The 21,459-nt window shown below is 75.4% G+C and carries 21 protein-coding genes; 12 read left to right on the plus strand and 9 right to left on the minus strand.

Going from position 1 to position 21,459, the window contains the following annotated elements:
- Positions 1-37: 37 nt before the first annotated feature.
- Entirely contained in the window at positions 38-481 is a 444-nt protein-coding gene (locus KPL60_RS16790; RefSeq protein ID WP_062396457.1) for a cupin domain-containing protein, read from the minus strand.
- 86 nt (positions 482-567) lie between these two features.
- Between KPL60_RS16790 and KPL60_RS34715 the strand changes: the two genes are divergently transcribed.
- A complete protein-coding gene (locus KPL60_RS34715) occupies positions 568-1,530 on the plus strand; it encodes a helix-turn-helix transcriptional regulator (protein ID WP_062396460.1) in 963 nt (320 codons plus the stop codon).
- 20 nt (positions 1,531-1,550) lie between these two features.
- Complete coding sequence (locus KPL60_RS16800; RefSeq protein WP_374203656.1) at positions 1,551-2,318, plus strand: MerR family transcriptional regulator; 768 nt, start codon at positions 1,551-1,553, stop codon at positions 2,316-2,318.
- A gap of 10 nt (positions 2,319-2,328) precedes the next feature.
- Here KPL60_RS16800 and KPL60_RS16805 read toward each other — a convergent pair whose 3' ends face one another.
- Positions 2,329-4,044 (minus strand): class I adenylate-forming enzyme family protein, encoded by a 1,716-nt coding sequence (locus tag KPL60_RS16805; protein WP_226366409.1) that lies wholly within the window; start codon positions 4,042-4,044, stop codon positions 2,329-2,331.
- On the minus strand, positions 4,041-5,660 hold the full coding sequence (locus tag KPL60_RS16810; protein ID WP_226366410.1) for an NAD(P)/FAD-dependent oxidoreductase: 1,620 nt from the start codon (positions 5,658-5,660) through the stop codon (positions 4,041-4,043). The genes KPL60_RS16805 and KPL60_RS16810 overlap by 4 nt, the downstream gene beginning before the upstream one ends.
- Before the next feature lie 152 nt (positions 5,661-5,812).
- Between KPL60_RS16810 and KPL60_RS16815 the strand changes: the two genes are divergently transcribed.
- From KPL60_RS16815 to KPL60_RS16845, 7 genes are all read left to right on the plus strand, one after another.
- Positions 5,813-6,706 (plus strand): enoyl-CoA hydratase-related protein, encoded by an 894-nt coding sequence (locus KPL60_RS16815; RefSeq protein WP_062396465.1) that lies wholly within the window; start codon positions 5,813-5,815, stop codon positions 6,704-6,706.
- Positions 6,703-7,500, plus strand: a complete 798-nt coding sequence (locus tag KPL60_RS16820; protein WP_226350562.1) for a nuclear transport factor 2 family protein — start codon at positions 6,703-6,705, stop codon at positions 7,498-7,500. The genes KPL60_RS16815 and KPL60_RS16820 overlap by 4 nt, the downstream gene beginning before the upstream one ends.
- Positions 7,497-8,435, plus strand: a complete 939-nt coding sequence (locus KPL60_RS16825) for an alpha/beta hydrolase (RefSeq protein ID WP_062396469.1) — start codon at positions 7,497-7,499, stop codon at positions 8,433-8,435. Before KPL60_RS16820 ends, KPL60_RS16825 begins: the two co-directional genes overlap by 4 nt.
- On the plus strand, positions 8,432-9,286 hold the full coding sequence (locus KPL60_RS16830; RefSeq protein ID WP_062396471.1) for a 3-hydroxyacyl-CoA dehydrogenase family protein: 855 nt from the start codon (positions 8,432-8,434) through the stop codon (positions 9,284-9,286). The genes KPL60_RS16825 and KPL60_RS16830 overlap by 4 nt, the downstream gene beginning before the upstream one ends.
- 61 nt (positions 9,287-9,347) lie before the next feature.
- Positions 9,348-10,511 carry an acyl-CoA dehydrogenase family protein gene (locus tag KPL60_RS16835; RefSeq protein ID WP_226350655.1) on the plus strand — a complete coding sequence of 388 codons (1,164 nt, stop codon included), beginning with the start codon at positions 9,348-9,350 and terminating at the stop codon, positions 10,509-10,511.
- A gap of 2 nt (positions 10,512-10,513) precedes the next feature.
- A complete protein-coding gene (locus tag KPL60_RS16840; protein ID WP_062396473.1) occupies positions 10,514-12,013 on the plus strand; it encodes an AMP-binding protein in 1,500 nt (499 codons plus the stop codon).
- A 13-nt stretch (positions 12,014-12,026) separates the two neighbouring features.
- The gene (locus tag KPL60_RS16845) at positions 12,027-12,677 is read left to right on the plus strand and encodes a TetR/AcrR family transcriptional regulator (protein WP_226350560.1); all 651 of its coding nucleotides are present in this window, start codon (positions 12,027-12,029) and stop codon (positions 12,675-12,677) included.
- A 5-nt stretch (positions 12,678-12,682) separates the two neighbouring features.
- Here the strand turns inward: KPL60_RS16845 and KPL60_RS16850 are convergent, their stop codons facing one another.
- The 5 genes from KPL60_RS16850 to KPL60_RS16870 form a co-directional block, all read right to left on the minus strand.
- Positions 12,683-13,060, minus strand: coding sequence for a Rieske (2Fe-2S) protein (locus KPL60_RS16850; protein ID WP_226366411.1), 378 nt, complete (start codon positions 13,058-13,060; stop codon positions 12,683-12,685).
- An 11-nt stretch (positions 13,061-13,071) separates the two neighbouring features.
- Positions 13,072-14,298 (minus strand): NAD(P)/FAD-dependent oxidoreductase, encoded by a 1,227-nt coding sequence (locus tag KPL60_RS16855; protein ID WP_226366412.1) that lies wholly within the window; start codon positions 14,296-14,298, stop codon positions 13,072-13,074.
- Entirely contained in the window at positions 14,298-14,639 is a 342-nt protein-coding gene (locus tag KPL60_RS16860; protein WP_226366413.1) for a Rieske (2Fe-2S) protein, read from the minus strand. The genes KPL60_RS16855 and KPL60_RS16860 overlap by 1 nt, the downstream gene beginning before the upstream one ends.
- A 60-nt stretch (positions 14,640-14,699) precedes the next feature.
- A complete protein-coding gene (locus KPL60_RS16865; protein WP_062396477.1) occupies positions 14,700-15,440 on the minus strand; it encodes a TenA family transcriptional regulator in 741 nt (246 codons plus the stop codon).
- 234 nt (positions 15,441-15,674) lie between these two features.
- Complete coding sequence (locus KPL60_RS16870; RefSeq protein ID WP_226366414.1) at positions 15,675-17,306, minus strand: hypothetical protein; 1,632 nt, start codon at positions 17,304-17,306, stop codon at positions 15,675-15,677.
- Between the two features lie 225 nt (positions 17,307-17,531).
- Between KPL60_RS16870 and KPL60_RS16875 the strand changes: the two genes are divergently transcribed.
- Genes KPL60_RS16875 through KPL60_RS16885 form a run of 3 tightly spaced genes read left to right on the plus strand, consistent with a single transcriptional unit; the run spans position 17,532 to position 20,945 of the window.
- Positions 17,532-19,169, plus strand: coding sequence for a gamma-glutamyltransferase family protein (locus tag KPL60_RS16875; RefSeq protein ID WP_226350557.1), 1,638 nt, complete (start codon positions 17,532-17,534; stop codon positions 19,167-19,169).
- Positions 19,162-19,608: a RidA family protein gene (locus KPL60_RS16880; protein WP_226350556.1), complete on the plus strand. Its 447-nt coding sequence runs from the start codon at positions 19,162-19,164 to the stop codon at positions 19,606-19,608. The genes KPL60_RS16875 and KPL60_RS16880 overlap by 8 nt, the downstream gene beginning before the upstream one ends.
- Positions 19,605-20,945, plus strand: a complete 1,341-nt coding sequence (locus tag KPL60_RS16885; RefSeq protein ID WP_226366415.1) for an MFS transporter — start codon at positions 19,605-19,607, stop codon at positions 20,943-20,945. The genes KPL60_RS16880 and KPL60_RS16885 overlap by 4 nt, the downstream gene beginning before the upstream one ends.
- 55 nt (positions 20,946-21,000) lie before the next feature.
- Here KPL60_RS16885 and KPL60_RS16890 read toward each other — a convergent pair whose 3' ends face one another.
- Positions 21,001-21,450 (minus strand): heme-binding protein, encoded by a 450-nt coding sequence (locus KPL60_RS16890; RefSeq protein ID WP_226350554.1) that lies wholly within the window; start codon positions 21,448-21,450, stop codon positions 21,001-21,003.
- Positions 21,451-21,459: the final 9 nt, after the last annotated feature.

A 21,459-nucleotide genomic window follows, 5' to 3' on the forward strand; every position in this document is an offset into this window, starting at 1 on the left:
TCCTCCGGCGCAGTCTGGCATCCCGGGGACCGTCCGGTCAGCCCGCCGACGGTGCCGCGATCCGCACCCCGTGCCCGGCGGCGTGCGCGGCGACCGCGTCCGGCGCGGGCGGGCCGGAGCGCCCGAGCTCGCTCATCCCGCGCAGGAACGGCACCTGCGTCGCACCCGTCACCAGCACGACCAGCCGGGCGTCGGTGTCGGCCCGGTAGCGGTGCAGCACCCCGGCCGGGACGTGCGCGACGTCCCCGGCGCGCAGCCGGTGGGTGACGCCGTCGAGGTCGACGTCGAGCTCGCCGGCGGCCAGGTAGAACACCTTGTCCGCGGACAGCGTGTGCGGCGGCGACGCCGCACCCGGGCCCAGCGTCAGCTCGAGTGCCTCCCAGGCGTCGCCGGTGTCGACGCCGGTGGCGAGCGGGACGGCGCGGGTGTGCGGCATGCCGAACGCGTCGGCGTCGTCAGTCGTGATGATCCTGGCTTCCATGGCGGCCTCCTGTGGGGTGTGCTGCTGGGACGACGGTAGGGAGCGGCGGGTGCCGGTCCCATCCCTGCTTCCAGGGGGGTGGCCCCGTGGCCGACCACGCCGAGCTGCGTCGCCGTGCCGCCGCGGCGCTCGCCCGCCGGGTCCCGGCCGACCTCGCGGTGTGGGCGGTGCTGGACCCGGCGACGCTGCTGTGGTCGGACTGCGTGCTGGTGGGCGCCGAACGCGACGTGGCGTTCGAGAACGCGGTGTTCGACAACGAGTACCGCGTCGACGACGTGCTGAAGCTGACCGACGTCGCCGCGACCGGCCGGGCCGGGGCGCTGAGCGCCGTCACCGGCGGGGACCCGGCGGCCAGCGCCCGCTACCGCGACGTCCTGGCCCCGCGCGGGTTCACCGACGAGCTGCGGGTGCCGCTGCACGACGGCCGCACCACCTGGGGCGCGGCGGTGCTGCTGCGGGCGGGCGGCACGTTCGCCGCCGCCGACGTCGCCGCGGCCTCGGCGGTGGCCCGCCCGCTCGGCGAGGCCCTGCGCGACGCGCTGGTGCGGACGGGGCGCGACCTGGTCGGCGGTGCCCCGGCCGGGACGATCCTCACCGACGCCGACGGCCGGGTGCTCGACCTGTCCGAGGACGCCCGTGCCCTGCTCGGCGGCGACGCCGTCCCGCAGGTGGTGCAGGCGGTCGCGGCGCGCCGGGCCGCGGGCCTGCCGGCCGAGGGCACGGTCCCGCTGACCGACGGCCGGTGGCTGTCGTTCCGGGCGTCGCCGCTGGGCGGGGCGCTCGCCGTCGTCGTGGAGGAGGTGCGCCCGCACCAGGTCGCCGACCTCGTGGTGCGCAGCAAGGGCCTCACCCCACGTGAACGGCAGGTGCTCGCCGCGCTCGCCCGGGGCGCGTCGAACCGGCGGATCGCCCGCGAGTGCGGGATGAGCGAGTACACGGTGCTCGACCACGTCAAGCGGCTGTTCGCGAAGTTCGGCGTGTCCGGGCGCGGCGAGCTGACCGCGGCGCTGTTCTTCGACCACTACGCCGACGCCCACTCGGGGCGCTGACCGCCGGATACGGCAGGGTGGTGGAGGAGCAGGAACCGGACGAGGGGGACGTCGTGACCTGGAGCACCCGTGAGGTCGCCGAGCTGGCGGGGACCAGCCTGCGGGCGGTGCGGCACTACCACGACATCGGGCTGCTGGCCGAGCCCGATCGGCGCGCGAACGGCTACAAGCAGTACGGGGTGGCGCACCTGGTGCGGCTGCTGCGGATCAAGCGGCTCGTCGACCTCGGGTTCTCGCTGGCCCAGATCTCCGAGATGAACGAGGCCGACGCCCACCCGGAGGAGGCCGCCCGCGCGCTGGACGCCGAGCTGGCCGCCACCATCGACCGGCTGCAGCAGGCCCGCGCCGAGCTCGCGCTGATCCTGGACGGCGCCGCACCGACCGACCTGCCCACCGAGTTCGCCGCGGCCGCGGACCAGCCGATGTCCGACGCCGACCGGTCGCTCACCCTCGTCCTGCCGCGGGTGCTGGGCTCGGAGCGGCTGCAGGCCGTCGCGGACATGCTGGCCGACGCCCGCCCGGACCCGACGCAGGACCGGTTCGACACGCTCCCGGCGGACGCCGACGAGGCCACCCGCCAGGAGCTCGCCGACCGGATGGTGCCGTACCTGCGTGCGCTCTACGAGACCCATCCCGGCCTGGTCGCGCCGAACACCGACGCACCCGTCGGGGAGCAGCGGGCGGAGCAGACCCTGGGCCGGGCGATGCGGGAGCTGTACAACCGCGCCCAGCTCGACGTGCTCGTGCGCGCCGGGAAGGCACTCGCCGCGGAGCGCGACGCGGACTGACCCACCCGCCTCAGCCGCCGGGGTGCAGCTCCCGCGCCGCCCGCTCGGCCAGCAGGAACTTCCGTGCGCGCCCCGACGGGGTCAGCGGGACGTCGTCGACGGCGATCTCCGCGACGTGCCGGGGCACCTTGAACCGGGCCAGGTGCTCCGCGGACCAGGCGACGAGCACCCCGGCGTCGACGGTGTGCCCGGCGCGCGGCACGACCCACGCCCATCCGGCCTCGCCGCTGCGGGCGTCGGGCACCGGCACGACGAACGCCTGGTGCACGCTCGGGTGCCGGGCCAGGACGGCCTCGACGTCGCCGGGCACGACCTGTTCGCCGCCGCGGCGGTAGCTGTCCTTGGTCCGCCCGACCAGGTGCAGGTAGCCGTCGGCGTCGAACGTGCCCAGGTCCCCGGTGCGCAGCCAGCCGCCGGGCAGGAACGCGGCCGCGTCGGCCTCGGGGTTGCGGTAGTAGCCGGGGGTGACGCCCGGGCCGCGGCACACCAGCTCCCCGGCCGCGCCGGCCGGCAGCTCGGCGAGCGTCGCGGTGTCGAGCACCCGGTACTCGACGAGGCGTCCGCCCCGTGCCGGGTCACCGGCCACGCCCGCGGTCTTGACGCAGCCGTTGGTCGTCGCGCGGCGCTCCGCCGGGTCCTCCGGCCAGGTGCAGGTGGTCGACGCCGTCGTCTCGCTCATGCCGTAGCCGGTGACGACCTCGCCGGGGGCGAGCACCTCGTCGATCTCGGCCCAGATCCCGTGCGGGGACACCCCGCCCGAGGAGTACAGGTGGGTGAGCGACGACAGGTCGTACCCGCGCTCGCGCTGCACCCGGACCAGCTCGGCGGTCATCGTCGGGATCAGCAGCGCGTCGTGGGCGCGGTGGGCCTCGATCGCGGCGAGCAGCGCGGCCGGGTCGAAGGTGCGCCGGGTGATCACCGCGCCGCCGACGAACCCGACGGTGAGCAGGCCCTCGACGTAGCCGTAGACGTGGAACAACGGCAGCGAGAACACCACGCGGTGCCCGTCGGCGTAGGCCCGGCCCCAGGTGGAGCCGTAGGCGGTGCGCAGCAGCATGTCGTGGGTGAGCTGGACGCCCTTGGGCTCGCCGGTGGTGCCGGAGGTGAACAGGATGTCGGCGACGTCGCCGGGCTCCCCCGCCGTCGCCGTGACCGGGTCGGCGGCGGCGAGGTCGGCCACGGTGGTGACGCCGGGCCGCGGCGGGGCCGCGCCCCCGGGGTGCACGACGACGTGGCGCAGGTCCGGCAGCGCCTCCCCGCCCGCGCCGCCGGGCCGCTCCGCCCAGCCGGGGGCCAGCGCGTCGAGCGCGGCGAGGTGGTCGACGTCGCGGAACCGGTCGACCGTGACCAGCACGCGGGCACCGGAGCGGCGCAGCACGAAGCCGAGCTCGGCGGTCCGGTTGGCCGTGTTGACCGGCACGGTGACCGCGCCGAGCCGGGCGATCGCGTAGCGCAGGGCGGGGAACTCGGCGTCGTTGGGCAGGACGACCGCGACCCGGTCGCCGCGGCCGACGCCGAGCCGGGCGAGGCCCCCGGCCAGCCGGTCCGCCCACGCCCGCAGCTCGCGGTAGGTCCACGTCCCGGCCTCGGTGACCACGAACGGCCGGTCCGCGAACTCCGCGCAGGCCGCGTCGAGCGCCCCGGCCAGCGTGCGGGGCACCCACCGCGGGTGCCGGGCCCCGATCGCGGCCCGCCGCTGCGCCGGGGGCAGCGGGTGCGCGGTCACGACGCCCTCACGTCCCGTCCCTTCCCGGACAGGAGGAAGCCGTCGTAGCCGTCGGCGACGACGGACTCCAGGATCCGCCGGTAGCCGCGCACCCCGCCGACGTAGGGGGTGAAGACGCGTGGCTTGCCCGGCACGTTCGTGCCCATGTAGTAGGAGTCGGCCCGCGGGTAGAGCGTCGCCTCGGCGCGGGCGTTGACCTGCTCGACCCAGCGGGCCTCGGCACCGGGGTCGGCCTCGACGACGGTCGCGCCGCGGTCCCTCGCGTGGTCGAGCAGGTCCGCGAGCCAGTCCACGTGCGCCTCGATGGACAGCAGAACGTTCGACAGCAGCGACGGGCTGCCCGGCCCGGCGATCACGAACAGGTTCGGGAACCCGGCGACGCCGACGCCCAGGTAGGTCCGCGGCCCGGCGTCCCAGTGCTCGCGCAGGGTCTCCCCGCCCCGGCCGGCGATCTCCGGGCGCAGCAGGGCCCCGGTCATCGCGTCGAAGCCGGTGGCGAACACGAGGACGTCGAGCCCGACCTCGCCGGCGGTGGTGCGCACCCCGGTGGGGGTGATCCGCTCGATCGGGGTCTCGCGCAGGTCGACGAGGTCGACGTCGTCGCGGTTGAAGGTCTCGAAGTAACCCGAGTCCACCGGCGGCCGCTTCGCGCCGAACGGGTGGCCGCGCGGCATCAGCTTCTCCGCGGTCGCCGGGTCGTCGACCTTCTCGGCGATCTTGGCGCGGACGAAGTCGGCGGCGGTGTCGTTGGCCTCCTGGTCGAGCATCAGGTCGTAGTAGGCCAGCAGGAAGCCGAACCCGGCGGTGCGCCACTGCTCCTCGTAGAGCGCGCGACGCTCGTCGTCGGACACCTCCAGCGCGGACTGCTTGTTCGGGACGAACCCGAGCCCGCTCGGGGAGCGGCGCGCCCGCTCGCGACGGTCGGCGTAGCCGGCCTTGACCTCGGCGTCGCGGGCGTCGTCGATCGGCCCGTTGTTCGCCGGGACCGAGAAGTTCGGGGTGCGCTGGAAGACCGTCAGGTGCGCCGCCTCCCGGGCGACGACCGGGATCAGCTGGGTGCCCGAGGAGCCGGTGCCGATCACCCCGACCCGCTTCCCGGACAGGTCCGCGCCCTCGTGCGGCCAGTCCGCGGTGTGCAGGGTGGTGCCCGCGAAGTCGTCGGCGCCGGGGATCCCGGGGGCGGCGCGGACCGACAGCTGCCCGGTCGCCATCACCAGGTACCGGGCGTCCCAGGTGCCGCGATCGGTGTCGACCCGCCAGCGCCCGGTGGTCTCGTCGAACTCGGCGCGCTCCATCCGGGTGGACAGGTGCACGTCGCGCCGCAGGTCGAACCGCTGCGCGACGTGCTCGACGTAGCGCAGGATCTCCGGCTGGGTGGCGTAGCGCTCGCTCCAGCGCCACTCCTGCTCCAGCTCGGGTGAGAACGACAGCGAGTAGTCGTAGCTCTCCACGTCGCAGCGGGCGCCCGGGTACCGGTTGACGTACCAGACCCCGCCGATGTCGTCGTTGGCCTCGACCACGGCCACGTCGTAGCCGCGCTCGCGCAGCGTGTGCAGGCTGCGGAGCCCCGCGAAGCCCGCCCCGACGACGAGCGCGTCGACCACGCGTCCGGTCATTCCGACCTCCCTCGGACGGTCACGACACCGTTGCCGCGACCGGCCCGGCCGAGGGTAGGCAGCACCGGCGCCGTCCGTCAACGGATGTGTTGACGATTCCGCAGCGCGCTCCTAGCGTGGGCCACGACGGCCGAGGACAAAGGAGTCGAGGCGTGGAGTTCGAGCACCTGATCTACGAGAAGGAGGGTCGGATCGCGACCCTCACGCTCAACCGCCCGCACCGCGGCAACGCGCTGTGCCGGGCGCTGCGCGACGAGATCGACCTGGTCCTCGACGACCTCGACTCCGACGACGACACCCGGGTGCTCGTCGTGAAGTCCAACGGCAAGAACTTCTGCACCGGCTACGACCTGACCGAGTGGGCCTACCTCTGGGGCACCGCCGAGACCCCGAGCCGGCCCGAGGACGCCCGCCCGCACCGCCGGGCGCCGATCTTCTCCCGTCGCGAGTTCCACGAGTCCCGCGAGCGCTGGATGCGGCTGTGGCGGATCCGCCAGGCCACGATCGGTGTCGTGAAGGGCGCCTGCGTCGCCGGGGGGCTCGACCTCGCCGGGGTTCTCGACATCGTCTTCACCGCCGAGGACGCCCGGTTCGGCCAGCCCGAGGCCCGCACCATGGGCGAGATCCACATGTTCGGCATGTGGCCGGTGCACCTGGGGATGCGCAGGACCAAGGAGTGGCTGTTCACCGGCGACGAGATGACCGGGGTCGAGGCCGCCGAGCTGGGCCTGGCCAACCGCGCCGTGCCCGCCGACGAGGTCGAGGCCGTCGCCTACGCCTACGCCGAACGCGTCGCGAACGTGCCGCTGGAGATGATCTACGCGCACAAGGAGTCGACGAACCGCTGGTGGGACGCCATGGGCATCACCGCCGCGATCGCCGCCGCCAACGACGCCGACGCGATGGCCATCGCCGGGCCCGCGATGGCCGACTTCGAGCGGATCCAGCGGGCGAGCGGCGTGCGGGCCGCGGTCGAGGACCGGGACGCGCCGTTCCGCGAGCACCGCACCTACTGGGAGGCCTACCAGGCCGGGAAGCAGCGATGACCGCGGCGCCGGAGCTGCACCCGCTGGGGTCGCTGATGCGCCGCTTCGCCGTCGACTGGCTCGACCGGGCCGACCCCGCGGTGCCCGCCGAGATCATGGCGCCGGACTACACGATCGTCATCGGCGCGTACACGATGCGCGGCCGCGAGGACTACGTCGAGGCCACCTCCGGGCAGCTCGCCCGCTTCCCCGGTCTGACGATCACGGTGCACGACGCGCTCTACACCCCGGACGGCCGGGTCGCGCTGCGGTTCACCGAGCACGGCGCCTCGGCCCGCGGCGGCGCGGCGGCCTGGCGCGGGATCGGGCTGTTCACCGCCCGCGACGGCGTGCTCGTGCACAACGCCTGCGAGGAGGACTACCTCGGCCGGCGACGCCAGCTCCACGGCGGCGCGCCCGACCCGGTCGACCCGCCGATGGTGGCGCCGTGGACCGAACCGGTCGCCGGGCCCGACCCCGGCGCCGAGGAGGCGGTGCGCAGCTGGCTCGCCGCGGGCCGGGTGACCGGGCCGCTGCCCGGCGTCGTCGCCGACGACGGCCGGGGCGCCGACCCCGTGCTCGACGACGTGACCTGCGAGGTCACCGCGCTGTTCGCGGCCGGGCGGCGGGTCGCCTTCCACGCGGTGGCGCGCGGCCGCTACGCCGGCGGTCTGCCCGACGCCCCCGGTGCGACCGGCACCCCGGTGGCCCTCGGGATCGCGGGCCTGGTCGAGCCCGGCGCCGACGGCACGGTCACCGGGCACGTCGTGCGCGACCGGCTCGGTCTGCACCGCACCCTGGAGCGGGCCCGGTGAACGCCCCCGCCCCGGAGGCCGCCGCACTGCTCGCCCGGCTCGACGACCTCGGGATGCGCCCCTACACCGAGATCGGCGTGTTCGGGGCGCGGCACGCGGTCGAGGCGTCGCGCTGGATGCAGGGCGCGAAGCCCGGCGGCGTCAGCACCCGCGAGGTCCTCGCCGACGGCGGGGACGGCCCGCTGCCGGTCCGGGTCTACCACCCCGAACCGGGCACCGAGCTGCCGCTCACCGTCTGGCTGCACGGCGGCGGCTGGGTCACCGGGAGCGTCGCGCTGGCCGACCGGCCGTGCCGGGCGATCGCCGCGGCGTCGCGCACGGTCGTCGCCTCGGTGGAGTACCGGCGGGCCCCCGAGACGCCCTTCCCCGGCCCGCTCGACGACGCCGTCGCCGCGACCCGGTGGCTCGCCACCCACGCCCACACCCTGGGGGCCGACGGCTCGCGGGTCGCCGTCGGTGGCGACAGCGCGGGCGCGACGCTGGCCACGGCGGCCGCCCGCCGGCTGCGCGGGGCCCGGTGGCTGCGCCGGCAGGTGCTGGTCTACCCGCCGCTGACCCCGCCCGACCCGGACGCGCACCCGTCGTGGAAGGAGTTCGGCGCGGGGCACCTGCTGACCCGCGAGGACATGACCTGGTTCTGGCACCACTACCTGGGCGGCGACCCCCACGCCGCCACCCCGCCGCCCGACGCCGCCCCGCTGACCGCACCCGGGCACGCCGGGGTGGCGCCGGTGTCGATCGCGGTCGCCGGCTGCGACCCGCTGCGCGACGAGGGCGTCGCCTACGCCGTCCGGCTGGGTGAGACCCGCGTGCCGGTGTCGCTGCGCGAGTGGCCCGACATGATCCACGGCTTCCTCGGCATGGGCGGCGAGCTCGCCGCCACCGCCGAGCTCGTCGCCTGGATCGCCGACGAGCTGTCCCGGGAGGAGACATGAGCAGTCCGGACTCGGGCACGGCGGCCGTGGTCGGCGGCGGCACGATGGGCGCCGGCATCGCCTACGTGCTCGCCGCCGCCGGGACCGCGACGACGGTCGTCGAGCCCGACGCGGGCCGCGCCGACCGGCTGGTCGGGGAGCTGACCGCACGGGCTCGCACCGGCGTGGAACGCGGCCGGGTCGACCCGGGCGTCGCCGAGGCGCTGCCCGGGCTGCTGCGGGTCGTCGGCGCGGTGTCCGAGCTGCCCACCGGCCTGGACCTGGTCGTGGAGTCGGTGCCGGAGGACCCGGAGCTGAAGGCGCGGGTGCTCGCCGCCGCCGAGGCCCGCTCCCCCCGGCTGCTGGCCACCAACACCAGCTCGGTCGGGATCGGGTCGCTGGCCGCCGGGCTCGCGGCGCCGGACCGGTTCCTGGGCATGCACTTCTTCAACCCGGTCTGGTCGATCGCGCTGGTCGAGGTGGTGCGGGGCCCGGCGACCTCCGACGACGCCGTGGCCGCCGCCCGCGACCACGCGACCCGGATCGGGAAGGAGTCGATCGTCGTCGCCGACGTGCCGGGCTTCGCGACCTCCCGGCTGGACAACATCGCGGCGTTCGAGGCGATGCGGATGCTGGAGGAGGGCGTCGCGAGCGCCGAGGACATCGACCGGGCCGCCGTGCTCGCCTACGGCCACCCGATCGGCCCGCTGCGGCTGTCCGACGTCGTCGGGCTGGACGTGCGGCTCGACATCGCCCGCCACCTCGAGAGCGTGTACGGCGAGCGCTACGCCGCCCCGGCGATCCTGCGACGGCTGGTCGGCGAGGGCCGGCTGGGTCGCAAGACCGGCCGCGGGTTCTTCCACTGGACGTGACGGTCGGAGTACCGTCAACACCTACGTTGACCTAGGAGGCAGTGTGGCCGCCGACGGACGGATGCAGGACGACCTGCTCGTCGACACCGACGAGCGCCGCGCGTTGCGCGAGGCCGTCGCGAAGCTCGTGGGCGCCTACGGGCGCAGCTACTTCCAGGAGGTGACACGCTCCGGCGGCCGCCCGGACGACCTGTGGGCCGACCTCGGCCGGGCCGGGTACCTGGGCGTGCACCTGCCGGAGGAACACGGCGGCGGGGGCGGCGGGCTGACCGACCTCGCGATCGTCATCGAGGAGACCGCAGCGCAGGGCTGCCCGCTGTTCATGCTGGTCATCTCCCCCGCGATCGCCGGGTCGCTGCTCGTGGCACACGCCTCGGACGAGCAGAAGCGCACCTGGCTGCCGGGCGTCGCCGACGGCACGAAGCGGATCGCGTTCGCCATCACCGAGCCCGACGCGGGCACCAACACCCACAACATCACCACCACGGCCCACCCCGACGGCGACGGCTGGCGGATCCGCGGGCAGAAGTACTGGACCTCCGGCATCGACGACGCCGACGCCGTGATCGTCGTGTGCCGCGGCGCCGAGGCGGGGCCCGACGGACGGCACCCGATCTCGATGTTCCTGGTGCCCACCGACGCCCCGGGCCTGTCGTTCACGAGGATCGACGCCGCGCTGCAGATCCCGGAGAACCAGTTCACCACCTTCTTCGACGACGTCCGCGTGACCCGCGACGACCTGATCGGCGTCGAGGGCGCGGGGCTGCGCCAGGTGTTCGCGGGCCTCAACCCCGAGCGCGTCACCGCCGCGGCGCAGGCCAACGGCATCGCCCGCTACGCGCTGCGCCGCGCCGCGCGCTACGCCGCCGAGCGGACCGTGTGGTCGACGCCGATCGGGGCGCACCAGGGCGTCGCACACCCCCTGGCGGCCTGCTTCGTCGACGTCCAGCTCGCCCGGCTGATGACCATGCACGCCGCGGAGCTGACCGACGCCGGCGCCGACGCGGGCAGCGCCTCGACCGTCGCCAAGTACGCGGCGGGCGAGGCCGCGGCGAAGGCCGTCGACCAGGCGATCCAGACCCACGGCGGCAACGGTCTGTCCAACGAGTACGGGCTGGCCGACCTGTGGTTCACCGCGCGGATGTTCCGCACCGCGCCGGTGAGCCGGGAGATGGTGCTCAACCACGTCGCCCAGTACAACCTGGGCCTCCCGAAGAGCTACTGACCATGGACGCCACGCTCTCGGACCTGCTCGACCGGGTCACCGCGCTGGGGGCCGACCGCCCCGCCGTCTCCCTCGACGACCGCACCGTCACCTTCGGCGAGCTCGACGCCCGGGCCAACCGGGTGGCGCACGCGCTCGCCGCGGCCGGGCTGCGGCCCGGGGACCGGCTCGCGGTCCTGCTGCGCAACACCCCGGAGTACGTCGAGGTGCTGTTCGGCTCCGCCCGGGCCGGGGTCGTGCTCGTCGCGCTGAACTGGCGCCTCGCCGCGCCGGAGATCGCGGCCGTGCTCGGCGACGCCCGCCCGGCGCTGGTCCTCACCGGCCGGGGCGAGGCGCACCTGCTCCCGGCGGGCACCGACCCGCTGCTGCTGGAGGACGGCTACGAGGCGTGGCTCGCCGGGCACCCGGCCACGCCGCCGGACGTCCCGGTCGGGCCCGACGACGTCGTCCTGCAGCTCTACAGCTCCGGCACCACCGGCCTGCCCAAGGGCGTGCTGATCACCCACGCCAACCTCGCGTACACCCCGCGGATGGGCCGGGAGTTCTACGGCATGGGCCCGGACACGGTGAACCTCGTGCCCTCGCCGCTGTTCCACATCGGCGGGATCGGCTACGGGCTCACCGCGCTCGGGCAGGGCGGGCACACCGTGCTCCTGTCCGCGCTGACCCCGGAGCACCTGCTCGCCGAGCTGGAGCGCCGGCGGGTCACGCACGCCTTCGCCGTCCCCGCGGTGGTCGCGGCGCTGCTCACCGCGCCCGGCATCGCCGAGGCGGACCTGTCGGCGCTGGACCGGATCGCCTACGGCGGCGCCCCGATGACCGAGGCGCTGCTGCGCCGCGCGATCGACGTGCTGGGCTGCGGGTTCATGGCCGTCTACGGGATGACCGAGACGTCCGGGACGGTGGTGACCCTCACCCCCGACGAGCACGACCCCGGCGGGCCGCGGGCACACCTGCTGCGCTCGGTCGGGCGGCCGCTGCCGTGGCTGGAGGTCGCGCTGACCGACCCGGTGACCGGCGCGCCCGTCGCCGACGGCGAGGTCGGGGAGATCCGGGTCCGCTCCGGGCAGAACACCCCCGGCTACTGGAACCGCCCGCAGGAGACCGCGGCCGCGCTCGACGACGGCTGGCTGCGCACCGGCGACGCCGCCTGGCGCGACGCCGACGGCTACCTCCACCTGCACGACCGGATCAAGGACATGATCATCACCGGCGGGGAGAACGTGTACCCCGCCGAGGTCGAGAACGCGCTCGCCGCGCACCCGTCGGTCGGCGACGTGGCCGTGATCGGAGTGCCCTCGCCGCGCTGGGGCGAGACGGTCGCGGCCGTCGTCGTCCCGGCCGAGGGCGCCGTCGTCGACGCCGAGGCACTGCTCGCCGACGTCCGCACCCGGCTGGCCCGCTACAAGTGCCCCACCTCGGTCACTATCGTGGACAGCCTGCCGCGCAACGCGTCCGGGAAGGTGCTCAAACGCGAGCTGCGGGCAGCACACCGGGTCTGACGTGGGGGGATCTGTGACCAGCGGGATCGGCAGGCGGCGCAGCGCGGCACGCGACGAGGGCGGCGCCGCCTACCTGGCCCGGCGCGAGGAGATCATCCGCGCCGCCGGGACGGTGTTCCGCGAGCGCGGCTTCCGCGGCACCCGGATCACCGACATCGCCGAGGCCGTCGGGATGGACCGGGCGTCGATCTACTACTACGCCGGCAACAAGGACGAGCTGTTCCAGACCGCCGTCGGCGACGCCGTGGAGCGCAACTGCCTGCGCGCCGAGGAGATCCTCGCCGGGCCGGGCACACCCGCGGAGAAGCTGCGGACGCTGGTCACCGAGCTGATGGTGTCCTACGCCGAGTACTACCCGTACCTCTACCTCTACATCCAGGAGGACCTCGCGGCGTTCGCGGAGCGCTCGCAGTGGACGCGCACGATGGCCCGCTACAACAAGCGCTACGAGAACGTCGTCGTCGCGATCGTCGAGGACGGCATGGCCGACGGCTCGTTCCGCCGCACCGGGGAGCCCTGGGTGATCGCCTACGGGGTCATCGGGATGGTGGCGTGGTCGAACCGCTGGTTCGACCCGTCGACCTCACCGGTCGAGGCCGCGGAGATCGGGCGGTCCTACGCCGACACGATCGTCTCCGGGCTCACGACCGGTGGTCGTCGGTAGGGGGATCAGCCCGCCGCGTCGCCCAGCCGGCGGGCCCCGACCGCACGCCGGCGCATGGCCGCCTCGGCGAGCTCGTCGTCGACGCCGACCCAGATGTGGCCCTCCTCCTCCCGCACCGGGAAGACGGTGAGGGGCCGGGTCGCCGGCGGGCACAGCGGCTCGCCGGAGGTGTAGTCGAAGACGCTGCCGTGACACGAGCACAGCAGTCCCTCGTCGGTGACCTTGCCGCTGGACAGCAGGCAGTCGAGGTGGCTGCAGTAGTTCGAGGTGGCGTGCACCTCGCCGTCGGAACGGGAGACGGCGACCTCGACCTCTCCGGCGAAGAAGCGGCGGACGACCCCCTCGGGGACCTGACCGGAACGGGCGATCTTGTGGAAGTCCACGGCGTCTCTCCTCAGGCGCTGATGGTGTCGAGCAGGTCGAACAGGTCGTGGTCGTCGTCGGCGAGCTGCGCGCGGGGCACCGGGGCGTCGAGCGCGAGCAGGGCCCGGACGGCCGGGACGTCACCGCCGCGCTCGACGCAGAACGCGGCGCGCACCCGGTCGGCGGTCAGGTAGAAGGCGGTGAAGTCGCGGTCGGCGACGCTGCCGCGGACCACGACCTCCGCACCGGCCGGGGCGTGCCCGACGACCTGCAGGTTGAGGTCGAACTGGTCCGACCAGAACCACGGCGCCTCCGGCGGCGGCACCGCCTTCCCGAGCAGGGCCCGGGCGACGGTCCCGCCCTGGGTCGTCGCGTTGTCCACGTGCTCGACGCGGACGAACCCGTCACCGACGGCACGGCAGGCGACGTCCCCGGCCGCGAACACGCCGGGAGCCGAGGTCCGGCACAGCTCGTCGACGACCACTCCCCCGCGGACCGGGTCGACGGCGATCCCCGCCGCGCGGGCGAGCTCGTCGCGGGGCACCGACCCCACCGCGACGACGACGAGGTCGGCCTCCACCGGCCCGGACGAGGTCTCGACCACGACTCCCGCGGCCGTCGGCGAGACGGCCGAGATCTCCTGGCCGCACCGCAGGTCCACCCCGTGGTCGCGGTACAGCCCGGCGCAGAACGCGGCCATGTCCGGCCCGAGCGCACCGAGCATCGGCAGTGGTCCGGCCTCCAGCACCACGACCTCGACCCCGAGCTCCCGCGCCGACGAGGCGACCTCGGCGCCGATCAGCCCGCCGCCGACGACGACGAGCCGCCGCAGCCCGGGCAGGGCGTCGCGGAGCCGCACGGCGTCGCCGACGGTCCGCAGGTGCACGACCCGGTCGCCGGACACCCCGGGCAGCGTGCGGGCCCGTACCCCGGTGGCCAGCAGCACGGCGTCGGCGCTCACGTGCGACCCGTCCCCCAGCTCCACCCGGCCCGGTGCGACGGCGGTGACGGCCGCCCCGGTCCGCAGCTCGACGTCGTGGGCCGCGGCCCAGGTCTCGTCGAGCAGCACGAGGTCGGCGGAGCCGGCGTCGCCGCGCAGGAACTCCTTCGACAGCGGCGGCCGCTGGTAGGGCAGGTGCGGTTCGTCGGACAGCACCGTCAGCGGACCGTCGAAGCCACGACGGCGGAGCATCCGGACGGTGGCCACGGCGGCCTGCCCGGCCCCGACGGTGACGAGGCTGCGTACCGGCTCGGACATCAGTTCTCCTCCTGGCTGCGGGGGCGGGCGTCGACGTGGATCACGCCGTCGACGACCTGGACGTCGTGGACCGGCTGGCACTCGTCACGTCCGTCGGCCCGGCCGGTCACGGGGTCGAAGGCCCACTGATGGGCGGGGCAGACGACCCGGCCCTGCCACAGCACGCCGCGGGCCAGGGACCGTCCCTTGTGGATGCAGACGTCGTCGAGCGCGACGACGCGGTCCCCGGCCAGGAACAGGGCGACCGGCCTGCCGTCGACCTCCACGCGGAGGCGACGGCGGCGGGCCAGGTCGGCGAGCGGGACGGTGGCGACCCACCGGGTGGTCTCGATGTCGCTCACGTGCACTCCCGGGCGTCGGGCCGCGACGGGCGCGGCGTGCGCGCCCGTCGCGGTGGTCGGTCAGAGGGACGGAGCGACGTAGGTGTCGTAGAGCGCGCGGGTGTAGGAGAAGCGCATCTCCGCGCCCCAGCGCACGAACTGCAGGCAGCGCTGCTGCAGCTCGGGGGTGTCGGCGTGGTCGAGCACGATCTGGTAGCCGCGCTCGCCGTGCACCTCGTCGGAGGTGATGTGCAGGTCGAAGAACTCGATCTCGTCCTCGGTGAACCCGTAGGTCTCGCGCAGCGGCACGATCTGCTTCCGGTAGATGCCCGGGACCTGCGACTCCAGCCCCACCACCAGCGCCGCGGTGGCGACCACGAAGTGCTCGCGCATCGCGACGGCGTAGCACCAGGACTGCAGCCCGCGGGTGACCGCGTTCATGTTGTCCGGGTTCTCGATGCGCTCCTTGCTCGTGCCGCAGGCCTCGCCGAACCGGATCAGCAGGTCGGTGTGCCGGATGTCGGCGAGCTCCTCCTCGTACATGTTCTGGAGGGTGAAGTCCTTGGCGTCGGTGCAGTGGTCGGGAGTGTTGCCGTAGATGTAGCCGAGGTAGTCGGCGAACGGCCCGACGTAGTGGTAGTGGTTCTCCGCCCACCGGCTGAAGTGCTCGCGGGTCAGCGTCCCGTCCGCCCAGGCCTGGGAGAACGACGCGTTCTTGGCCTCGCGGCCCTTGATGGCGTCCTCCAGTGCGGCCCGGAAGTCCTCGCGGGAGAGCAGACCCGGCACCGGGGTGCCTGCGGTCTCGTCCACGGTCAGGGTCATGACGAACCCTCCAGATCAGGGATGTGGGGTGGAACCGGGGGCGTCGCACCGCCTCTCCGGTGACCTCGACGCTAGGCGTCGGCACCCCCGTCCTCCCTGGTCAGACAGCACAAGGATCGGCGACGAGTTGCAGCAGGACGCACTGGCTCCGCCGGCGGACGGGCGCACGACGACGGCCCCGGTCCCCGCAGACCGTCGCTGCGGGGACCGGGGCCGGGTGGGCGCCGCGGGGACTCAGAGCAGCAGGGCCGCCACGAGGGTCGAGACCGCGAGCCCGGCCATCACAGGCAGGAAGCAGCGCCGGGCCAGCTCGATCACCGGGACCCGGGTCACCCCGGCGACGACGAGCAGCGACGACCAGGCCACCAGGACACCACCGCCGGCCCAGACCGAGCCCATCTGCCCGACGGCGGCCAGCGTCGCGGGGTCCACCCCCACGCTGGGCCCGAGCTCACCGGCGAGCGACCCGGTCAGCGGCAGCCCGGAGAACCCGGAGCCCTCCAGCCCGCAGAGCAGGCCGATCACCAGCACCCCGAAGCACATGACCACGGGGTTGCCGGGGATGAACCGCTCGGCCGCGACGACGAGGTCGACCAGCAGGCCGGGGGCGTGGGTCCCGTCCGGCAGTCCCAGGATGCGGCCGGCGAACTCGGCGTTGCCGAGGAAGAAGAACCCCGCGATCGGCAGGACGACGCCCATCGCCCGGAAGGCGAACACCAGTCCGTCGGTGACGTGCTCGCCGACCGAGGTCAGCGCGGCCCGCGGGCCGTCGAGCGCGACGCAGGCGACCACGACGAGCACGGTCGCGAGCCCGCCGACCAGGGCCGCCGCCGACCCGCTCTGCACCGCGGGCACGACACCCACCTGGCCCAGCACCAGGTAGACCATCATCAGGCCGAACGCGGCGGGCACGGCGACGGCGAAGATGCGGGCCAGCCGCTGCGTGCGCGGGTCGTCGGGGGCGCCGTCCGGAGCGGGGCCGGGAGCGCCGGGGCCGTCACCGGGGGCGGGGCCGGCGGGTCCGGGGACGTCCGGGACGCCGCCGGACGCGGGCGGCGGTCCGCCGACCCCCACCGCGACGCGCTCCTCGACCTCCTCGACGACCGTCACCGGCTCGGCGGCGCCGGGACCTCCGCCGAGCCGGCGGCGCAGCCGCCGGAGCAGCCCCGTCGACGGCCGTGGCCCGGTGACCACACCGGACTCCCACTCCTCCAGCAGCGCGTCCGAGGGCGTCCGCATCTGGCGGGCCAGCATCAGCCCCATGATCGTCAGCGCGGTGCCGCCGGTGACGAGCGACAGGAGCAGCGCGATGTCGGCGACCCGGCCGGGGTCCGCACCGGCCGCCGTCGCCGACAGACCGGGCGCCACCTGCATGACGTAGTCGCTGGACAGCGCCATGCCCTGCCCGGCCACCGCGATCGCCATCGCCGCGCCCATCGCGGGGAGCCCGGCACGGATCGCGGCGGGCACCAGGATGGCCCCGATCAGCGGCACCGCCGGGGTGGGCCAGAAGAACAGGCTGATCACGAACGTCGCGACGATCAGCACCGTCCAGGCCGACCACCCGCCGCGCATGACCTTCTGGAACGGCGTGACCATCCGCTGGTCGGCGTGCATGGCCCGCAGCGTCCCGAGCAGCGCCGTCACCATCGCGATGATCAGGAAGATGTTGAACAGCTCGGACGCGGCGGTGAGCGTGGCGTTGAACAGGGCCTGGATCGCGACGACGGGGTCACCCGTCATCGCGGCGGCCGTCGCGACCGTCGCCAGGAGTGCCGGGACGAGGACGTTCCTCCGGGCGATCGTCGTGCCGAGGATCAGCACGATCCCGCCGAGATAGACCCAGTGCGCAGCAGACAAGGCCACTGCGGCCTCCTTCCCGCCGGGATCCGGCGGTGGTGTGGTGGTGTGTGGTGGTGGTGTGACGGAACACACTCACACCCCGTCGCCACCCCGAGAAGGCCCACAGTGCACAGGCAGCGGGTTTCCGATTGTGCACCGTACTGTTACGGCACCATGCCCAGGTCGCGGCCGTGCCGGTGTGCACCTTCGCCATAGGCGCCGGGTCGTCGCGCGGGGAGGGTCGCGCGCATGACCGTCCTCGCGCCCGCGTCCTTCCCCCCTTCCGCCCGGGTCCCCGCCCTCGGTGCCGACGGCATGGTGTCCGCCAGCCATCCGGCGATCAGCCGGGCCGGCGCCGAGGTGCTGTCCTCGGGTGGCAACGCCGTCGACGCCGCGCTCGCGATGGCGGCCGTGGCGTGGCTCGCCCTGCCCGGCCAGTGCGGTGTCGGTGGCGACGCGTTCGTCCTGGTCCGCGACCCCGACGGCCGGGTCCGGGCGTTCTGCGGGAGCGGCTTCGGCCCCGACGGCGGCACGCCGGAGCACCACCGCCGCGCGGGGTCCGGACGGCTGCTCCCCCGGTACGGGGCGTCGTCGGTGACCGCGCCCGGTGCGGTCGCGACGCTGGCCGCCCTGCACGCCCACGGCGCCTCCCGGCCGCTGCCCGAGCTGTGGGGGCCCGCGGTCCGGGTCGCGACCCGGGGGCTGCCCTGCACGGCGCGGACCCGCGACGACATCGCCGGACACCGCGACCGCCTCGCCGCCGACCCGGACACCGCCGCGGCGTTCCTCCCGGGGGGCCGGCTGCCGCGGGTCGGGACCCGGCTGGTCCATCCGCGGCTGGCGGCCACGATCGCGACGCTGGCCCGGGACCCGGCCGCGTTCTACACCGGGGCGCTCGCCGACCGGGCGGTCGCGGACCTCGTCGCGGGCGGCGCCCCCTTCTCCGGGGACGAGTGGGCCGAGTCCGGCCGGGTCGTCGCCGAGGACGCGGTCTCCACCCGCTACGCGGGCCACGTCGTGCACCAGACCCCGCTGCCGACGCCCGGCTGGATGGTGCTCGACCAGCTCGCCCTCTGCGACGGCCTGCTGGGCCCCGGCGGTCCGGCCGGGGTGCCCCTCGGCGTCGACGCCGTGCACCGGCTGGCCGGGGCGGCCCGGATCGCCTTCGACGACCGGTTCCGGCTCGCCGGGTCCGACCGGCCCGCCCCGGACCGCAGGCTCGACCCGGTGCTGCTGGCCCGGGGCCGTGAGCTCCTGGGGACCGGTCCGCTGCCGGATCCGGCGGGCGCCCGCCCGGACGGGGACACCACCTCGATGGTCGCCGTCGACGGCGACGGGCGCGCGGTCGGTCTCATCGGGTCGCTGGCGTTCACCTTCGGCTCGGGGCGCGCGGTCCCGGGCACCGGTGTCGTGCTGAACAACCGGCTCGGCCGGGGCGCATACGCGATCCCCGGGCACCCCAACGAGGTGCGGCCGCGGCGCCGCCCCCTGCACACGCTCAACACCTGGATCGTCACCGACGACGCGGGCCGGCTGCGCCACGTCGGCAACACCCCCGGCGGTGACGGCCAGGTCCAGTGGAACACCCAGCTGCTCTCGCACCTGCTCGACCACGGGGCCGGGCCGCAGGACGCGGTCGACGCCCCGCGGTTCACCGTGTTCCCCGGCAGCGACGCCGGTGACCTCGGCGAACCCGCCGAGCTGCGGTGCGAGGACCGGCTCGGCGCGGACGTGCTCGCCGGTCTCGCGGACCTCGGGCACCGCGTCGTCGGGGTCGGTGACCACGGTGCGGGCGGCAGCGCACAGGTCGTGTCGGTGGACCCGGACACCGGCTGTCTCGCCGGCGGCAGCGACGGGCGCCAGGAGGGGGTGGCGCTCGGTGTCTGAGGCCGCCGCACCCGCGCCCCGGGGTCGCTACGTCGCGGCGGTGGTGCACGGCGACGCCGTGCACAGCGCCGGGATGACGCCCCGCCGCAGCGACGGGGTCCTGCTCGTCACCGGCCGGGTGGGGGCCGGGACCGACGCCGCCGCGGCCGTCGACGCGGCCGGTCTCGCCGCCCGCAACGCGCTCGCCGCCTGCACCGACGCCGCCGCCCGCGCCGGCCGGACCCTGCTGCGCCCGGTCGCGATGACGGTGTGGGTCGCCTGCATCGACACGTTCACCGGGCACTCCGCGGTGGCCGACGGCGCGTCCGCGGTGCTGGCCGGCCGCTTCGGCCCCGACGGGCTCCCCGCCCGTGCCGCGGTCGGGGTGTGCTCGCTGCCCGGGGGCTCCCCGGTGGAGGTGGCGCTCGTCGTCGCCCTCGCCCCGGACCGACCGCGGTGACCCGCCCGGCGGCGGCGCCGGCGACGGTGTTCCTCGTCGTCGGGACGTTCGCCAGCACCATCGCCAACACCCTGGTGACAGTGCCGCTGGACCGGATCGTGACCGACCTGGGCGCCCCGCTCGGGGCGGGCAGCCTCGTCGTGGTCGCGTTCAACCTGACCTGCGCGGCGATGCTGCCGCTGGCCGGCTGGCTCGGGGACCGGGTCGGGCGGCGCCGGCTGTTCCTGGTGTCGATGGTGGGGGTCGCCGTGGGCGCGGCGGGCGCCGCCCTGGCGCCCGGGCTGCCGGCGCTGGTCGCGTTCCGCGCGGTGCAGGGGCTCTCCGGTGCGCTGGTGCTGCCGACCGTCCTGGCCCTGCTCACGACCACCGCGGGCCCGGAGCACCGCGCCCGCGCGGTCTCCTGGTGGGCCGCCGCGAACGGCGCGGGCCAGGCGGCCGGTCCCTCGGTGGGTGGGGTGCTGGCCGACGCCACCGGATGGCGCAGCGTGTTCGTGGTAATCATCCCGTTCGCGCTGGTCGCGTTCGGGGGTGCGGCCCGGCTGCTGGAGCGCGACGCCCCGCGGCCGGTCCGGCTCGACGTCGCCGGGGCGCTCACGCTGACCCTCGGCACCCTCGGCCTGCTGGGGGGTGCCGCGACGGCGGCCGCGGCGGGCCCCGCCTCCCCCGCGGTCTGGGTGCCGGTGGCCGCCGGCGTGCTGGCGCTGGTCGCCTTCGTCGTGGTGGAACGGCGGGTGGAGCAGCCCTTCGTCCCCCTGTCGCTGCTGCGCGAGGCCCGGTTCGCCCGCTCCGCGGTCGCCGCGCTGGCGCAGATGCTGTGCCTGACCGCGACGCTGCTGGTGGTCCCGCTGTACCTGCTGACCGCCCGCGGGATGTCGACCGCCGAGGCCGGTCTGCTCGTCGTCGCGGTGCCGGCGGTGATGACGGTGCTGGCGCCGGTCGTCGGGCGGCTGACCGAGGCCTGGCGGCCCCGGCTGGCCCTGCGCCACGGGTTGGGCGTGCTCGTCGCCGCCGAGACGTGCCTGGCCGTCGCGGTCGGCCGGGGCTCCGGCCCGGTGGCGCTGGCCGTGGTGTGCGGTGTGGTCGGTGTCGGCATGGCGCTGACCCAGACGCCGGCGGCGGCGGGCGCGGCGCGTTCGGCGCGCGAGGCGGACTCCGGTGCCGGGCTGGGGGTGTTCAACGCGCTGCGCTTCGTCGGTGCGGCGCTGGGGGGTGTGGTGGTCGCGCTGGCCGTCGGCGACGCGCCCGCGGACCGCCTGTCCACCGTCGTGGTCGCGCTGGTCTGCGCGGGCTGCGCGCTGGTCGCGCTGGGTGTGTCGTTCGCGGGTCGCGTCCGCTGACGCGGGACGGCCCCCGTCGCGCGCGGGCGACGGGGGCCGGTGGGGCGGGAGCGGGTCAGGCCGGGACGGCGGCGACCAGGTCCGCGAAGGCCGCGAGCGTCGCGGCGCCGACGGCCTTGTCCTGCTCCCCGTTGCCGCCGCTGATGCCGACGGCTCCGACGACCTGCCCGTCGTGGACGAGCGGGAAGCCGCCGACGAACACCGTGAAGCGGCCGGGATGCATGTGCTGGATGCCGAAGGCCTCGTTGCCGGGCAGGGCGGGGCCGTCGGGCGCCTCGTTGAACAGGTGCGTCGCCCGCTGGTGCCCGGCCGCGGTGAACGCCTTGGCGATGGCGATCTCCACGCCCGTGAGGCGGGCACCGGTCATCCGGTGCAGGGCGATCGGGTGGGCGCCGTCGTCGGCGATGCAGATGGTCTGGCGGACGCCGATGCGCTCGGCCTCGGTCTCGGCCGCACGCAGCAGGACCAGGGCGTCGTCGAGGGTCAGGCGGTGGACGGTGTGCACGGTTGCCTC

The sequence above is a fragment of the Pseudonocardia sp. ICBG162 genome, from assembly GCF_020496225.1.
Lineage (GTDB): Bacteria > Actinomycetota > Actinomycetes > Mycobacteriales > Pseudonocardiaceae > Pseudonocardia > Pseudonocardia alni.

Bases quoted from the DNA above. Each gene is read 5' to 3' on its own strand.
- KPL60_RS16790 (WP_062396457.1), bottom strand. From the start codon at position 481: ATGGAAGCCAGGATCATCACGACTGACGACGCCGACGCGTTCGGCATG.
- KPL60_RS16810 (WP_226366410.1), bottom strand. From the start codon at position 5,660: ATGACCGGACGCGTGGTCGACGCGCTCGTCGTCGGGGCGGGCTTCGCG.
- KPL60_RS16820 (WP_226350562.1), top strand. From the start codon at position 6,703: ATGACCGCGGCGCCGGAGCTGCACCCGCTGGGGTCGCTGATGCGCCGC.
- KPL60_RS16830 (WP_062396471.1), top strand. From the start codon at position 8,432: ATGAGCAGTCCGGACTCGGGCACGGCGGCCGTGGTCGGCGGCGGCACG.
- KPL60_RS16835 (WP_226350655.1), top strand. From the start codon at position 9,348: ATGCAGGACGACCTGCTCGTCGACACCGACGAGCGCCGCGCGTTGCGC.
- KPL60_RS16840 (WP_062396473.1), top strand. From the start codon at position 10,514: ATGGACGCCACGCTCTCGGACCTGCTCGACCGGGTCACCGCGCTGGGG.
- KPL60_RS16855 (WP_226366412.1), bottom strand. From the start codon at position 14,298: ATGTCCGAGCCGGTACGCAGCCTCGTCACCGTCGGGGCCGGGCAGGCC.
- KPL60_RS16865 (WP_062396477.1), bottom strand. From the start codon at position 15,440: ATGACCCTGACCGTGGACGAGACCGCAGGCACCCCGGTGCCGGGTCTG.
- KPL60_RS16875 (WP_226350557.1), top strand. From the start codon at position 17,532: ATGACCGTCCTCGCGCCCGCGTCCTTCCCCCCTTCCGCCCGGGTCCCC.